This window comes from Pseudomonas poae, assembly GCF_001439785.1.
GTDB lineage: Bacteria > Pseudomonadota > Gammaproteobacteria > Pseudomonadales > Pseudomonadaceae > Aquipseudomonas > Aquipseudomonas poae.
This window is the reverse complement of the sequence record NZ_JYLI01000023.1, coordinates 56089-70786: the sequence shown is the minus strand read 5'-3', so window position 1 is coordinate 70786 and position 14698 is coordinate 56089. Positions and strand designations below refer to the sequence as shown.

23 protein-coding genes are annotated in these 14698 nt (G+C 59.1%); 22 read left to right on the top strand and 1 reads right to left on the bottom strand.

Annotated features, from left to right (window positions below; all coding sequences use genetic code 11):
* Positions 1-26: 26 nt before the first annotated feature.
* The 15 genes from TU75_RS22605 to TU75_RS22540 all read left to right on the top strand — a co-directional run bounded on the left by TU75_RS22605 (position 27) and on the right by TU75_RS22540 (position 7586).
* A complete protein-coding gene (locus TU75_RS22605; RefSeq protein ID WP_060550188.1) occupies positions 27-884 on the top strand; it encodes a BRO-N domain-containing protein in 858 nt (285 codons plus the stop codon).
* Positions 884-1681 carry a hypothetical protein gene (locus tag TU75_RS22600; protein ID WP_060550187.1) on the top strand — a complete coding sequence of 266 codons (798 nt, stop codon included), beginning with the start codon at positions 884-886 and terminating at the stop codon, positions 1679-1681. Before TU75_RS22605 ends, TU75_RS22600 begins: the two co-directional genes overlap by 1 nt.
* The gene (locus tag TU75_RS22595) at positions 1671-2477 is read left to right on the top strand and encodes an ATP-binding protein (RefSeq protein ID WP_060550186.1); all 807 of its coding nucleotides are present in this window, start codon (positions 1671-1673) and stop codon (positions 2475-2477) included. The genes TU75_RS22600 and TU75_RS22595 overlap by 11 nt, the downstream gene beginning before the upstream one ends.
* A complete protein-coding gene (locus TU75_RS22590) occupies positions 2477-2665 on the top strand; it encodes a DUF1382 family protein (RefSeq protein WP_060550185.1) in 189 nt (62 codons plus the stop codon). The genes TU75_RS22595 and TU75_RS22590 overlap by 1 nt, the downstream gene beginning before the upstream one ends.
* Positions 2662-2898 carry a phiTE_015 family protein gene (locus tag TU75_RS22585; RefSeq protein WP_060550184.1) on the top strand — a complete coding sequence of 79 codons (237 nt, stop codon included), beginning with the start codon at positions 2662-2664 and terminating at the stop codon, positions 2896-2898. The genes TU75_RS22590 and TU75_RS22585 overlap by 4 nt, the downstream gene beginning before the upstream one ends.
* Positions 2891-3373 carry a hypothetical protein gene (locus TU75_RS22580; protein ID WP_060550183.1) on the top strand — a complete coding sequence of 161 codons (483 nt, stop codon included), beginning with the start codon at positions 2891-2893 and terminating at the stop codon, positions 3371-3373. Before TU75_RS22585 ends, TU75_RS22580 begins: the two co-directional genes overlap by 8 nt.
* 136 nt (positions 3374-3509) lie before the next feature.
* Complete coding sequence (locus TU75_RS22575) at positions 3510-3980, top strand: hypothetical protein (protein ID WP_060550182.1); 471 nt, start codon at positions 3510-3512, stop codon at positions 3978-3980.
* A complete protein-coding gene (locus tag TU75_RS22570; protein WP_060550181.1) occupies positions 3977-4582 on the top strand; it encodes a recombination protein NinG in 606 nt (201 codons plus the stop codon). The genes TU75_RS22575 and TU75_RS22570 overlap by 4 nt, the downstream gene beginning before the upstream one ends.
* Positions 4579-5124, top strand: a complete 546-nt coding sequence (locus TU75_RS22565) for a hypothetical protein (RefSeq protein ID WP_060550180.1) — start codon at positions 4579-4581, stop codon at positions 5122-5124. Before TU75_RS22570 ends, TU75_RS22565 begins: the two co-directional genes overlap by 4 nt.
* Before the next feature lie 534 nt (positions 5125-5658).
* Entirely contained in the window at positions 5659-5844 is a 186-nt protein-coding gene (locus TU75_RS27045) for a Com family DNA-binding transcriptional regulator (protein WP_082630531.1), read from the top strand.
* An 8-nt stretch (positions 5845-5852) separates the two neighbouring features.
* Positions 5853-6182: a hypothetical protein gene (locus TU75_RS27475; RefSeq protein ID WP_141719203.1), complete on the top strand. Its 330-nt coding sequence runs from the start codon at positions 5853-5855 to the stop codon at positions 6180-6182.
* Positions 6183-6384: 202 nt separating this feature from the next.
* Positions 6385-6756 carry a DUF3450 domain-containing protein gene (locus TU75_RS22555; protein ID WP_060550178.1) on the top strand — a complete coding sequence of 124 codons (372 nt, stop codon included), beginning with the start codon at positions 6385-6387 and terminating at the stop codon, positions 6754-6756.
* A complete protein-coding gene (locus tag TU75_RS22550; RefSeq protein ID WP_060550177.1) occupies positions 6756-7094 on the top strand; it encodes a hypothetical protein in 339 nt (112 codons plus the stop codon). Before TU75_RS22555 ends, TU75_RS22550 begins: the two co-directional genes overlap by 1 nt.
* A 52-nt stretch (positions 7095-7146) precedes the next feature.
* A complete protein-coding gene (locus TU75_RS22545) occupies positions 7147-7335 on the top strand; it encodes a hypothetical protein (protein ID WP_060550176.1) in 189 nt (62 codons plus the stop codon).
* Positions 7332-7586: a hypothetical protein gene (locus tag TU75_RS22540; protein ID WP_060550175.1), complete on the top strand. Its 255-nt coding sequence runs from the start codon at positions 7332-7334 to the stop codon at positions 7584-7586. Before TU75_RS22545 ends, TU75_RS22540 begins: the two co-directional genes overlap by 4 nt.
* Positions 7587-7618: 32 nt before the next feature.
* Here the strand turns inward: TU75_RS22540 and TU75_RS22535 are convergent, their stop codons facing one another.
* Complete coding sequence (locus TU75_RS22535) at positions 7619-7825, bottom strand: hypothetical protein (RefSeq protein WP_060550174.1); 207 nt, start codon at positions 7823-7825, stop codon at positions 7619-7621.
* A gap of 88 nt (positions 7826-7913) precedes the next feature.
* Between TU75_RS22535 and TU75_RS22530 the strand changes: the two genes are divergently transcribed.
* The 7 genes from TU75_RS22530 to TU75_RS22500 all read left to right on the top strand — a co-directional run bounded on the left by TU75_RS22530 (position 7914) and on the right by TU75_RS22500 (position 14656).
* Complete coding sequence (locus tag TU75_RS22530; RefSeq protein WP_060550173.1) at positions 7914-8513, top strand: hypothetical protein; 600 nt, start codon at positions 7914-7916, stop codon at positions 8511-8513.
* A gap of 1 nt (position 8514) precedes the next feature.
* The gene (locus TU75_RS22525) at positions 8515-10002 is read left to right on the top strand and encodes a terminase large subunit (protein WP_017736502.1); all 1488 of its coding nucleotides are present in this window, start codon (positions 8515-8517) and stop codon (positions 10000-10002) included.
* The gene (locus tag TU75_RS22520; protein WP_060550172.1) at positions 10002-11462 is read left to right on the top strand and encodes a DUF4055 domain-containing protein; all 1461 of its coding nucleotides are present in this window, start codon (positions 10002-10004) and stop codon (positions 11460-11462) included. The genes TU75_RS22525 and TU75_RS22520 overlap by 1 nt, the downstream gene beginning before the upstream one ends.
* Complete coding sequence (locus tag TU75_RS22515; RefSeq protein WP_060550171.1) at positions 11437-12531, top strand: minor capsid protein; 1095 nt, start codon at positions 11437-11439, stop codon at positions 12529-12531. Before TU75_RS22520 ends, TU75_RS22515 begins: the two co-directional genes overlap by 26 nt.
* A 56-nt stretch (positions 12532-12587) precedes the next feature.
* Positions 12588-12878, top strand: coding sequence for a hypothetical protein (locus tag TU75_RS22510; RefSeq protein WP_060550170.1), 291 nt, complete (start codon positions 12588-12590; stop codon positions 12876-12878).
* Between the two features lie 90 nt (positions 12879-12968).
* Positions 12969-13676 (top strand): hypothetical protein, encoded by a 708-nt coding sequence (locus TU75_RS22505; protein ID WP_060550169.1) that lies wholly within the window; start codon positions 12969-12971, stop codon positions 13674-13676.
* An 11-nt stretch (positions 13677-13687) separates the two neighbouring features.
* Complete coding sequence (locus tag TU75_RS22500) at positions 13688-14656, top strand: major capsid protein (protein WP_060550168.1); 969 nt, start codon at positions 13688-13690, stop codon at positions 14654-14656.
* Positions 14657-14698 lie beyond the last annotated feature (42 nt).

Below are 14698 nucleotides of genomic sequence, written 5' to 3'. Positions count from 1 at the left end.
ACAGCAGTAAACAACTGGAGCGAATCATGCACGAACACACCGAATCGATCAATAGCCCCACAAATCTCGCGCCACGTTTTTCGCAATCTGAAAACGTGGCGCGCAATTCAGCAGTGATTCCGTTCGACTTCGACGGCGCCGCCATCCGAGTCATTACCGACAAGCTCGGTGATCCGTGGTTTGTTGCCCGGGACGTCGCTGATGCCCTCGGTTACTCCAAACCCGAGAATGCCGTAGCCCGTCACTGCAAGGCCGCGACCACTACCCCGAAACAGGGTGGTGGTTTCATGACCATCATCCCGGAGCGAGACCTGTACCGGCTGGTGATGAAGTCCAAGCTGCCGGCCGCCGAGAAGTTCGAAGAGTGGGTCGTGGGCCAGGTCCTGCCGAGCATTCGCAAGACCGGCACCTTTTCTGCCCAAGGCCCGAACAACTCCAAGATCGTCGGCGAGCTCGCGATTCTGGAATGCTTCGACCGGCTGCTGAAGCCTGCGAACTCCAGCAAGATGATGATGCTGGCCAAGATCGCCGCCAACAACGGTCTGGACGCCAAATTCCTCCCGGGCTATGCCGTGGACGAGGCACCAGATGCCGCTGGCGGCTCTTCGATGCCTACCAAGGCAATCACCGCCCTGATCAAAGATCACGCCATCGCCAGCACAGGCCGCGCCTTCAACCTTGCATTGGAGGTTCACGGCTTCATCAAGGTCCTCCAGCGCAAAAACTCCAAGCAGGAAATGGTGGACTTCTGGTCCGTGACCGAGAAGGGCCTGGCCTATGGCAAGAACCTCACCAGCCCTCAATGCCCCCGCGAGACGCAACCTCACTGGTACGTGGATCGCTTCCTTGAATTGGCCGGCCTTGTCGGCAAAGGAGCCAAGTAATGGCCCGCGCACGCAACATAAAGCCAGCCCTGTTCAAAAATGAAGTCTTGGGCGTGGCCGATCCAATGCTGACCCTGCTGTTTGAAGGTCTCTGGTTGCTCGCTGACAAGGCGGGTCGTCTTGAGGATCGACCTCTGCGCATCAAGGGTGAGTTGTTCCCCTATCGCGACTGCATCGATACCGAAGGGCTTTTGCTCTGGCTCGCATCGGAAGGTTTCATCACTCGGTACACGGTCGGCACGAAGCGATTTATCCAGGTCGAGAACTTCGACAAACATCAGAACCCGCATCGTAATGAACCGGAGTCAGTTATCCCTTCTGTGTCAGAGGGTTGTATCACTACCGATTTTGGCGGAACTACTTCTGCCATTGTCGGAAGCGCTCCGGCTGATTCTCTGATTCCTGATTCCGGATCCCTGATCCCTGATTCCCTCACCCCGTCAACGCCTCCGGCATTGCCGAGTGACGACCTGTTCCCGAAGTTCTGGAAGCTGTACCCGAACAAGAAGGGCAAGGCGGCAGCCGAGAAGGCGTGGAAGAGGCTCAAGGTGACTGATGACCTATTCGCCCTGATCGCCGAGGGCCTGTCCAAGCAGGTGGTCTGCCCGGCCTGGACCAAGGACGGCGGGCAATTCATCCCGCACCCTGCGACTTGGCTGAATGGCAAGCGCTGGGAAGACGAGGTGAAGCCTACCAGCAACGTCCACCAGTTCCCGCAATCTCGCCACACCGGTTTCTCTGATCGCGACTACACCGCCGGCCTGACTCAGCGGGAGGATGGCACCTATGCGATCTGAACCCATCCAACCAACCCCGGAGTTGCCGCCAGGCGCCCGCACTCAGCCCGCCCAATGTGAAACCCATGGCGACTACGACCAGAAGGTTTTCCCTGTGCTGGGCCGAGAGTTGAAAAGCGGCTGCCCTGAGTGTGGACGGATCATCCAGGAGAAGGCAGAAGCTGCGCAGCAAGCCAACAAGGCAATGGAACTGCGCATGTCGATGGAGCGCAAGCTTGGCGCTGCGCTGATCCCCAAGCGCTTCGCCAGCAAGACCCTGGACGGGTACGTCGCCACCACTGCAGAACAACGCAAGGCGCTGAACACCTGTCGCAGGTATGCCGCCGAGTTCTCGGAGATCGCCGAGAGTGGCCGCTGCCTGTTGTTGCTGGGAAAACCCGGTACCGGCAAGACGCACCTGTCCGTTGCGATCGCCAACGAGATCATGGCCAAGTCCAGTGCGACGGCGGTGTACCGCACCATCGGCGCCGTGCTGCAGGCCATCCGTGCGACCTACGACCACTCCATCGACCAGAGCGAAAGCCAGATCCTGTCGAGCCTGATCAGCCCCTCGCTGCTCATCCTGGACGAGATCGGCGTCAGCAAGGAGAAGCCCAGCGATTTCGAGCTGACGACCCTGTTCGCAATCATCAACGGCCGGTACGAAGAACTGCGCCCTACGGTGATCGTTTCCAACCTGGACGGGCAGTCGCTGCCGGCTGCCATTGGCGAGCGCTGCATTGATCGGCTGCGGGAGGGCGGGGTGATCGTCATACCGTTCGAATGGGAATCGCAACGCGGCAAGGAGGGCTTCTGATGAAACGACCAAACCCAGCACAGCTACGCCAATCCCTTGAGATGGCTAACACCATCGTCAGGCACGGCATTCGTTTCGTGTGCATGCCGGTGGTGGATGAGGCGGACTTAGCCAATCTCGCCAGTCAAGCCGAAGAGCGCCTAGAGCGCATGGCATTGATCGCAGAAGCAGGGGAGAAGCGGGCATGAGCGACAAAATGCGTGAAGAGTTTGAGACCGCTGTTGCTTTGGAAGCTAAAGAGCCCGTGCTGGCGGTGTACCTGAGCCGACGTGACGACACCTACAGCACCAGCACCCTCCACTTCGCATGGTGGGCTTGGAAAGCCTCCCACGCAGCGCTGCTGAAAAAGCAAGTCAAGGAGCAAGAAGAGTTCCTTGACCACCTTGCCGACTTTGAGCAAGAGGACACTTTCCATGGCTGACTACAGCGAACTGAAGCGGATGGCCGAGCATCATCTTTCGCTTGGGCATGCCTACACGGTAGCAAAACCATCCGTACTCCTGGCCCTTATCGCCGAGAACGAGCGGGTCCTGGCGGCTATTTCTACCCCTGAGTCGGTGTTCATCAACATGAAGGCCGGCCGCATCGCGAAGATTTCGCTGCGCAGCGCGATCGACCTGCACGGCGAGGTCATCAATGGCGACGACGCACAACAGATTGAGATCGCCAGGCTCCGCGCCGAAGTCGCCGGCCTACGCACCGGCTACGAAGCCTACGAGCGGGTGAATGCTGAGCTGAAAGCTGAGAACGAAGCGCTGCGCAAGCATGCTGAAAGGTATCGGTGGCTGCGGGACAGTGAGTGTGCTGGAAGAATCCTGCGTGATATGGGTGCGAAGGTCTGTCGTCACGCTGATCAGCGTATTGACGCCGCCATGGGCAAGGGTGAGCAGTCATGAGGCGCACAGTTGGAATTTGCGGGCTGGTCTTCTCTGCCGTTGGCGCTGCACTTGGGCTTTCCGGTCATCATGGATATGCGTTCGCCGCTCTGGTGGTATCTGGCGCCATTCTCCTGCTCTCGCGGAGGGTGTGGACATGACAGACAAGATCAGCGTCAACTGCCGCTCCATGCTCACCGAGGCCATCACCCGGATGTCCAGGATGTTCGAGGACAAGCACTTCGTGGTGGTGAGCCTTCGCCCGGGCAAGGACCGCACGCTTGACCAGAACCGCTTGTGGTTCGCCATGTACAAGCGCATCGCCGAGATGACTCAGTTGGGCGACCCAGCCGAGGCGCGCAAGTACTGCAAGCTGCACATCGGCGTTCAAATCCTGCTGAACGAGGATGCCGGCTTCCAAGCTGAGTGGTACCGCGTGATGCGTCACCTACCGTACGAAACCAAGCTGGACATGATGGGGGAGTGCCACCTGTTCGGGCCGGACGGCTTCCCGGTGACCAGCCTTTTTAACCGCGCCCAGGGCATCGCCTACACCGACCGTATCGTCGCGCGCTTTGCTCCGCAGGGCGTGTACTTCTCTGATCTGCTTAGCCAGGAGGCAGCATGACTATTGAACGGAAGCAACCCAGACCGAAGAAATGCCGTGTCACTGCGTGCGGGGCCTCATTCGTCCCTTCGCGGATGGGGCAGGCGGTGTGCAGCCCGGCGTGCGCAATCATCGACGCGCCCAGGCATGAGCCGAAGGCCCGAAAGGCGCTTGCCGACATCGAGCGCAAGGACATCAAGGTCCGCAAGGAGAAGCTGAAGAGCAGGGCGGACCATCTGCGCGAAGCCCAGGCGGCAGTGAACGAATACGTGCGCCTGCGTGACGCCCACCTGCCTTGCATCAGCTGCGACTCGACGCCGAACGACAACGACCTCATGACCGGCAGCCGGTGGGACGCTGGGCATTACCGATCCGTTGGCGCCTGCCCGGAGCTGCGCTTCGAGCCGCTGAACATTCACCGGCAGTGTGTGAAGTGCAACCGCAACCTATCCGGCAACGCCGTGGAGTACCGCATTCGCCTGGTGCTGCGCATCGGCGCCGAGAAGGTGGCATGGCTGGAAGGCCTGCACGCGCCTTGCAAGTGCACCGTGGAAGAGATCAAGGCCATCAAGGCCAAATATCGAGCAATGACCAGAGAACTGAAAAAAGGGGAAGCCGCATGACCTATCGCAACGTTGTTTCAGCAGTAGTTCGCGCCCTTGCGGCCGAGACCATCAGTTCCGCCGGCGGCTGCGACTTTGAGCCGAAGGTTCAGTGCGCCAAGCAGAAGGGGGAGATTGTCGGCAGGGAGGCTGCATTTCTCACCGATTGCTGGGTGTTCGGCCGGCTGCACAAGTCTCTGTCGGTCGAGCACTGGCGCGCCCTAGTGGCGAAGTTCTCCACCCACACGGAGCGCAAGCACGCAGCAATTGCAGAACTGACCCGCGTGATGCGCTCCCCGGCGCCGGAAAGGTTCCTGCACTGCGCCGTGGTGACCTGGGCCTTGCCTCGCCTCCCGGGCGTCGACGGCAAGCGCTCCACCAACGTCCTGCCGGCCGGCTGGTACGAGATGGATAACTGGTCGAACGAGCCGCACCCGATCAAGACGCAGGAGCGATGGAGACGTGACATTCGGAAGGCGCTGGAGAGCAGCTTAGACTTGGCACTGATTGAGGCTCAACACATTCTCGAGCGAGAAGGCCTTATTGCAACAGAAGTCGCTTGACGGGCGGTGAGCCAATGAGCCATTATCCATTCATCCTGTTGTTCCTGCGTGTGTAGGATTGGATCAGAAGCCCGACCACTGTGTTGGGCTTTTTATTGCCTGCAATTATCTCTGCTTTCTGGCCTAGGATTCATTTTCCATTCGTCGAGTGGACAGCACTTCCCATCAAATCGGCCGCTCTCAGAAGTAGGCGCACATATCGCGCTTCAGACAGGAGGTGATTCATGGTGGAAGACAATAACGGTCCTGCAGCGCCATACCCAGGACCAGGAAAGGAAGCGCCTGACACTGGTAAAGGTCATGACTCTGGCCTTGAGCAGGCCGAGTCAGAGCCAAAGCAGGGTACTGGTGAGAAGCCAGAGGACTGGAACCCGCCGCCGGGTAATCCAGGTTCAGACCAAGACGCTCAGACCGATCGCGGGAACGGCGGCGCGAAATAGCATTCAGAAAATACAAGTTACGTCACGGAGCCCGGCCAATGTGCCGGGTTTTTATTGCCCACTGGAAGGGTGATTCAGCAAAAGGAATTTGCAGATGTTGAAAGAATTCAGATGCGGTAACTGCAAAAGACTTCTCGCCCGTACGGGTGGGTTTACAGAGCTCCAGATCAAATGTTCCCGATGCGGGACGTTGAATCATGCGAAGGCCACGAGCCCCGAGCAATCGCCTTTGAGCGACATGAAAGCGGAATCCTCCGCGACAAATCATTCGACTCAATAGGTGAAAAAATGACTATGCAAACTATCGGTAAAAACTTCGTAGGCGTAAGCGTGAACGGTGCTCTTGGTCCTTATAAAGTTGTGGGCCCAGAGCAAAACGTACACGGATTGATTTTGCGCACTTTGAATTTGAGTGCGGGCACCGTTGTACTTAGTGCCACGCCTCCGGTCAGTGGTGATATCACTAAAATTAGGGCTTTCACTCCTGATGTCAATGGCCGCACTGAGCCATTTCAAGTTCCGGCGGGTCTGGGTGTTTATATCGGTCTTCGTAACGATTTCAACCAGATGGTCAATGTCACTTGGGACTATCTGAACGCGGACGGTACCGTCGCTTAAGTCGACCTGAATGCAGGTCCGCGTGAGTGCGGCCTCAAGTAATACCGCGCGGCTCAGGCCGCGCATCTCTTCAGGCCTCGCCATCGCGCGAGGCCTTTTCGTCTTCGGCTCCACCACACCCATTGCTCCGAGCTGGGAGTGCTGCTGGAGCTGACTTATTTGTACAGGTCGTACCTCGGCCACCTTTCTCTATGGAGTGGCGATGGATCCTAACGACCTGGGCCCTGGCACGTTTGCGTGGCTTGGCGGTACCGGCACTGTGTTGCTCGGTGGTCTGTTGTGGCTGAGGAAATTCCTCTCGAAAGACGCGACCGACCGAGCCATGGATAACGCCGACATCGGCACAGTCCGCCGGCTCAACGAGCTGCTCGACACTGAGCGAGCCCGGGCGAATGCCGCCGAGGCCCGCGCCGACCAGTTCGCCAAGGAGCGCAACGAGCTCGCCGCAGCAGTAGGGCGGATGGAAGGGAAAATCGAAGCCCTTTCAAGCCAGGTTGCACAGCTCACCGCAACGGTTACCTCGCAGAGCGACGAGATTGCTCGCCTACGAACCAAGCTGGGAGGCGTCAACTGATGGACAGATGCGCAATCAACTTCATCGCCCGCCACTGGTGGAGGCGAGCAGAGGTCTGGGTTATCGCGCTGCTGCTGGTAGCTGGCGGGTCGATACTTGGATACCAGGCCGGCGTGTGGTCGGCCGGCACCGAACAGACCAAGCAGCTTGCCGAAGTGCGCGCCGCTTATGATGCCGCTTTGGGTAAGCGTGACCTCCGCCTTAGCAACCTGGCCGAGAAGACGCAGGACGCCGCAGTGAAGGTGCAAGAGGCATCGCACTCGGCGGTCCAGGCTGCTGACACAGCAAGCAAGGCGGCCGAGAAGGTCAGTGAAGCGGTAGAGCGGCAGGCGCCCTAATCCGCGCCACGTTTTCGAATGCGCCAAATCGTGGCGCGCAATGGAGTAGGGCATGACCGCGACCGTTCACGACATCGCCGACCAGTGCCCGCACCTGATGGTAGTAGCGAGCGACGGTGTGCACGTACTCCCGTACGCCCTGGTGCAGTCAGTGATTGATGGCGACAAGCCTTCGTCCATTCTGACCGGGCCAGTGGTTCGCCGGATCATTGAAGAGTGGCTGCAGAAGGTGACCGAATGAGCGGCAAGGTTCTGGAGTTCAAGCGGGAAGACTGGCGCGATGCCGCCAAGACCCTGCGAAAGATTGCCGACGACCTCGACGCTGGCGAGCATCCCGAATGCACCGTAGGCGCCCTGACGCTGATCGGCGCGAAGGGAGAGGTGACCGTGTTCGGCCTCGGCCCTAAGTGTGACGACCTTCAGTGCCTGGGTGCGATGCGCCTGGGTGAGCAGAAGCTGATTGATGTGCTGCTGGATATCGGGGAAGGGTAGGTGTGCCGCAGGTGAGTGCGGCACTGAGTAGCTCACTTCGCCCCTAAGGCCTTTTGAATCTCGTCGGCATAGGCAGAAAGGTTGCCCATTGCGGCTGTGAGTTGATTTGCGTCACTGGAGTGCGAAACGCTAGCCGCAATAACTTCTAGGGCAGTCGCAACTGCATAAGCTCTTTTCTGTTTTTCATCGAAAGCCTTGTTCATGCTGTTGTCCATTGCCGCGTGGATGGTAGTAGACATATCAACTTCCTTGGATTGATTGATCCTCACCAATACCGGCAAACCCCTAATATTTCAATCCCGCCTTTAGGTTTAGCTGAGACAATTTATGACAACCAAGCAACCCGACTGGGAGGCAATCGAACGTGCCTACCGGGCCGGTTCGCTTTCCATCAGGACTATCGCAGAGCGCCAAGGCGTGAGCGACACGGCAATCCGGAAGAAAGCCAAGGTTCAAGGATGGGCGAGAGACCTCTCCGACCAGGTGCGCAAAGAGGTTCGCAGCAAGCTGGTTCGCGGAGAGGTTCGCAACGACCAAGGCGCGAACTGCGAACTTGACGCCGAGATCATCGAAGAGGCCGCAGAAGAAGGGGCTCGGGTGGTTCGCAGCCATCGCCGAGACATTCGCAAGGCCACGAACCTTGCGAACCTGCTGATGGATGACTTGCTCAATACCATCCAGCGCCGCGAAGAGATCGAAGAAGCGATCATCGACGAGACTGACGAGGACAATAACGGGATGCGCCGGGCCTCGATGCTCGCTGCTGTCGCACTACCCAGCAATTCCAAAACCCTGTTCCAGCTTTCCTCTGCAATGAAGAACCTGCAAGTTCTGGAGCGTCAGGCATTCAGCCTGGACGAGAAGGAGAAGACGGACGACGCCGACGAGATCTCGAAGATGATGGATGAATTAACACAGGACGCCTGACATGAAGCCCGAGCACATGAAGCTGCTTCGGGATCGGTTTTGGCGACTGAATAACCTCTACTTCATCACCGACAAGCAGGGCAAGAAGGTTCGCTTCCGCATGACGCAGGAGCAGATTGATTACTTCCAGGGGATGCATACCCGGAACATCATCCTGAAGGCCCGCCAGCTGGGCTTTACAACGCTGGTGTGCATCGTCCAGTTGGATGCAGCGTTGTTCGAGGCTGCCAAGTGCGCCTTGATTGCTCACACGCTGAACGACGCGAAGCGCCTGTTTCGTGAAAAGGTCAAGTACGCCTACGACAACTTGCCGAAGGAGCTGCGCGCTGCCAACCCTGCGAGAAACGACGCTGCCGGTGAACTGGTGTTCAGTAAGGGCGGCTCGCTTTACGTCTCTACATCGTTCCGGGGCGGGACGCTGCGCTACCTGCATGTATCTGAGTTCGGGAAGATCTGCGCCAAGTTCCCGCATAAGGCGCGGGAGATTGTCACTGGTGCTTTCGAGGCTGTCGCTGCTGAGTGTTTTGTCACCATCGAGTCGACGGCAGAGGGCAGGGCCGGGTATTTCTTTGATTACAGTCAGTCAGCAGAGCGCCAGCAACTGGCTGGTGTGCCACTGGGCCTGCTGGACTGGAAGTTCTTTTTCTTCAGTTGGTGGAATAACAAGGCCTACAGCCTCGATTCTGCTGACGTAGTGCTGCCGCAGCGCCTGACCGACTACTTCAACGAACTGCACGCCAAGCACGGGATCGTCACCAACGACGGCCAGCGTGCGTGGTATGCGGCCAAGGAGAAGACACTCGGCGACGACATGAAGCGGGAGTACCCCTCAATCCCGGTTGAGGCCTTCCAGCAATCGGTCGAGGGCGCTTACTACGCCCAGCAGTTCACCAAGCTGTATGCCGCTCAGCGCATCGGCACTCTGCCCGACAACAGCCACCTGCCGGTGATGACCATTTGGGACATCGGCGTGAGCGACTCCACCGCCATTTGGTTCGTGCGCCAGGTTGGCGAGCAGTACCACATCATCGATTACTACGAGAACTCAGGCGAAGGCCTGCGGCATTACATGAAGGTGCTCAAGGACAAGGGTTACACCTATTCCGAGCACTGGGGGCCGCATGACATCGAGAACCGTGAGTTCGGCAGTGATGCGAAGACGCGCAAAGACATCGCCCGAGAAGGTTACGAAATCGACGGGCAGGTTTATCGGATGACGTTCCAGGTCGTCCCGAAAATCGGGGTGGACGACGGCATCGAGCAGGCTCGGGAAATTCTATCCAAGTGTGCCTTCGACGAATCCAAGTGCGAAGAGGGCATTGCCTGCCTCGAGAACTATCGCAAGGAGTGGGACGACAAGAAGGGCTGCTGGAAAGACAAGCCGCTGCATGACTGGACGTCTCACGGCTCCGATGCATTCCGGTACTTCGCTGTCGCCAAGAGCGCAAAGAAGCCGGTCAAATCAATCAAAATGGGATTCGCACGCTAATGGCAGACGTCACATACACCCGCCCGGAGTACGACGCGGCACAGTCCCGTTGGCGGCTGGTGCGCGACGTGTGCAAGGGCTCCGAGACGGTAAAGGGGCGCGGCGATGTGTATTTGCCCAAGCCCAACCATCACGACACCAGTCCTGAGAACATCGAGCGGTACAAGTCCTATAAGCAACGCGCTGTGTTCTACAACGCCACAGGCCGTACGAAACACAGTTTGGTAGGTGCCGTATTTCGTACGTGGCCGACGCTGACCGTTCCCGGCGCGCTCGATTACGTGTCCACGGACGTCGACGGGCAGGGAGTGAGCGTTTACCAGCAGTCGCAGTCGGTCATCGGGCATCTGCTCGAGGTAGGCCGTCACGGTCTGCTGGTGGATTACGCTGCGGTGCAGGCCGGCACAGTGAGCAAGGCAGATGAGCAGGCAGGGCGCGCCCGTGCGAACGTTGCGAGCTACCCGGCCGAATCAATCCGGAACTGGAAGACCCGCAAGGTCGGCGGTCAGCACCTGCTGAGCCTGGTGGTGCTGCGCGAAGAGGCAGACATCGACACTGATGATGGCTTTGGTAGCGAAAAGGTTGTGCAGTACCGCGTGCTGCGTCTGGATGTCGCCGGCGTGTATACCCAGGAGCTGTGGCAGGAAAGCTCAAGCGAGACGGCAATGGTCATCCCGCCATTCACGCCGCTCAATGGCGCTGGGCAACCATGGCGCGTGATTCCCTTTCAATTTCTCGGCAGCGAGAACAACGACACCAGCATCGATGACTCGCCGTTGTACGACATGGCCGTGCTGAACATCGGCCATTACTGCAACAGCGCTGACTATGAGGACTCAGTCTGGTTCTCGGGCCAGCCGCAGTTCTGGATTTCGGGGCTGGACGAGGCCTGGCGCGATCACCTTGAGGCAAATGGCATTTATGTCGGCTCCAGGGCGCCGCTGACGCTTCCCGCCAGCGGATCGTGCGGCTTTGCTCAACCTGAGCCGAATACGCTTGTGAAAGAGGCCATGGACGCCAAGAAGCAGGACATGGTGTCCCTGGGCGCCCGACTGATTGAGCGCGGCAGTGCGGTGAAGACCGCAACCCAGGCCGACAACGACAGCGCCGCCGAACACAGCGTTCTCTCCCTGGTGGTGAGCAACGTCAGCGAGGCGTACAGCCAGTGCCTTACGTGGATGGCCGAGTTCGTGAATGCCCCCGGCGAAGTGGTCTACAAACTCAACCAAGACTTCAGCCAGATCACTCTGGATGCAACGATCCTTGCGGCGCTGTTCAACGCAGTTCAGGGCGGCAAGCTACCCGAAGGCGACTTCTGGCAATACCTGCGTGACCGTGGCGTGATCAACCCGGAGAAGACCGACGACGACATCCGCGGTGAACTGGAAGCGCAAAGCACTGGGCCTGACCTGGATGACGACGAGGTAATTCCGAATGGCGGCAAACCAAGCAATCCTTGACGCCACCATCCGGCACGCGGTGTTCCTGGAGCAGCTGAAGTCGGGAGAGGTGAAGAAGTTCGCACCCTTCCTCAAGGAGATCGACCGCTCGATTCGTGAGCGGCTGACTCGGACAGACCTGACGGACTACACCGTTGCCCGCCTGGAGCGGCTGCTGAGCGAGGTCGACAGCCTGCTGCTGGGCATCTTCGATCGGTACAGCGAGAAGCTGAACCTCGACCTGGTGAATATCGCCAACTACGAAGCCGAGTTTGAAGCAACCAGCCTGACCCGGGCGGCACCGGTGGGTGTCACCTTCGACGCGGCGGTGCCAGGTGCTGCTGCGATCCGCGCGGCAATCCTCGCCAACCCGCTCAGTGTGCGCGGTGCCGACGGCGGGAAGCTGCTCAAGTCGTTCATTGATGGCTTCACCGCCACCGAGCGACAACGCCTCACAGGGGCGATCAGGCAGGGCTTCTTCGAAGGCCAAACCAACTTCCAGATCATTAAGAACATTCGCGGCACCAAGGCGCTCCAGTACAACGACGGCATCCTGGCCACGACAAACCGCAACGCCGGCGCCATCGTGCGGACGGCGGTGCAGCACGTCGCCACCCAGGCGCGAATGGAGACGCTGAAGGAGAACGCCGATGTCGTGCAGTCGGTGGAGTGGGTCAGCACCCTAGATTCGAAGACCACCAGCCAGTGCCGGACGCTGGATAAGCAACGGTTCAAGCTGACTGAGGGGCCTAGGCCACCGATCCATATCAACTGTCGCTCGACGGTGGTTGCGGTGACTCGCTTCAGCGCCTTGTTTGCCAAGGACGCCACGCGGGCATCCATAGGTGACGGCGGTGCCCAGCAGGTTAGGGCTGACCTCAGCTATTACGACTGGCTCAAGCAGCAGCCTGCGGCGTTTCAGGACAAGGCCATTGGCCCGGTTCGTGCCAAGTTATTCCGTGAAGGAGGTCTGAGCGTCGAGCGCTTCGCTGAGCTGCAACTCGATCGCAATTTCGCCCCGTTGACGCTTACTCAAATGCGTGCTTTAGAGCCTTTGGCTTTTGAGAGATCTGGATTGTCGGGCGTGTGAAAAGTAGCATGTCATGAGCAGACCAATGACGGTTTGCAAATCAAAGGACTTGAGCAGTGACCGCGCCATACGACTATCCCCATGTTTTGTTGCCAGTGTCTGTAGATCTAAAACAGCAAACAGATGAACAGCTCGAAAAAAACTATGCAGTGACATCTCAAAATACCTATGAGCTGAGTGACGAACAGCGCGATGAAATATGCAGGGTATTAGAGGGGACTGGCTTGACGTTCACGGAACCCATGGTTCTGGGGAGGCCGGTGCGCATTAACGGCGAAAATTTGATTCACCTAAAGATTAAAGGCTCTCACCAACTGGTCAGTGCAAAAGGGCCGGTAGAAGTGTAAGAGCATCCCATCTCTGAAAAACCCGCCTCAACAGCGGGTTTTTTTATGCCCGCAGGCAGGGCCTGCACCTACGTCTCTGGGAGACACCAAATGTTGAAATTCCAACTGGATACCCTGGAAGGGGTAGATGAAGCCGTGCGCGCTCTTTACACCGAGAAGGACGGCAAGTTCGTACTCGGCATTGAAGGTCTGCCGCAGCAAGAAGACGTATCTGGCCTGAAGGCCAAGGTCGACGAGCTGCTTGGCGAGAAAAAAGCCGCCGAGAAGGCCCGCAAGGACGCAGAAGAGCAGGCCCGACTGGAGCGTGAAGAAGCCGCCCGCAAGTCCGGCAACGTCGAGGAGCTCGAAAAGTCCTGGTCTGAAAAGTACAACCGCCGCGAAGCTGAGCTGAACGGCATGCTGGAACAGGAGCGTGGAACGCTGAGCACTCAGATCCGGGATCTGACCGTGGGCCGTACCGCTACTGACATCGCGTCTGCCCTGGCAATTCCAGGCAGCGCCAAAGCCCTGTTGCCGCACATCGAGCGCCGTCTGAGCGTCGAGCAGCGCGACGGGAAGCCTGTTGTGGTCGTCCTCGACCAGCAGGGCAAGCTCTCGGCGGCAACGCTGGATGAGCTGAAAGCAGAATTCGCAAACGACACGGCCTTCGCGCCGTTGATCGCGGGTAGCAAGGCATCTGGCGGCGGGGCTGCTGGTGCTGGAGGTGGCGGCGGGGCCGCAAAAGGAAAAATCGGCGGCACCAAAGAGGAACGGACGGCTGCTATCGCAAGCCGGTTCCCAGATCTCCCTCAATCGTAAGGAAATAACTCATGCCCCTGTCGCAAATGCAGGTTTTCAACGAATACATCATGCCGGCGACTCTCGAGACGCTGGATCAGTATCTCGCCGCGTTCAACGCCGCCAGCCGCGGAGCAATCGTGCTGTCTCCGGACGGCTTCACTGGTGACTTCCTCCAAGAGTCGTTCTTCCAGACCCTGGCCGCCGCCCAGCGCCGCGTGGATCGCTACAGCGCGAACGCCGCGGTTGCTGCAACCGATCTGACCGAGCTGAAGAACACTTCGGTGAAGGTAGCCGGCGGTTTCGGCCCGATCCGCTACGAGCCGTCGCAGATGACCTGGCTGGAGCGCCCAACCGCGCAAGGCATTGAAGTCGCCAGTCGCGCGTTCGCTGAAATCCTGCTGAAGGACCAACTGAACACCGCGATCGCCGCCCTGGTTGCCGCGATCACCGCACAGGCCGCCGCGGTAAACGATGTGTCGGCTACCGCTGGCATCACCTACGCCGGCCTGAACAACTCCCACGCGAAGTTCGGCGAAGCCAGCCAGAACCTGGTAACCCAGGTGATGCAGGGCACCAGCTACCACAAGTTGGTCGGCCAGAACCTGGCGAACCAGAACCAACTGTTCCAGGCCGGTAACGTCCGCGTGATCGACATTCTGGGCAAGATCTCCGTGGTGACGGATGCCCCGGCACTGATGCAGGCCGGTACCCCGAACAAGGAAATCATCCTGTCCCTGGTGCAAGGCGCTGCGCTGGTCCACGACGGCCGCGACATCATCAGCAACGTCCAGACCACCAACGGCAAGGAGCGTATCGAAACCACGCTCCAGACCGACTACACCTTTGGCCTGGGCCTGAAGGGCTACACCTGGGACACCACCACCGGCGGCAAGTCGCCAACCGACGCCGAGCTGGCGACCGGTACCAACTGGGACAAGACCGCCACCAGCATCAAGCACACCGCCGGTGTGGCTCTGATCGGTGACGCCTCCAAGTAACCCTGATAGCTGAGTCGGGCCCAGTGCCCGGCTTGGCGAGGA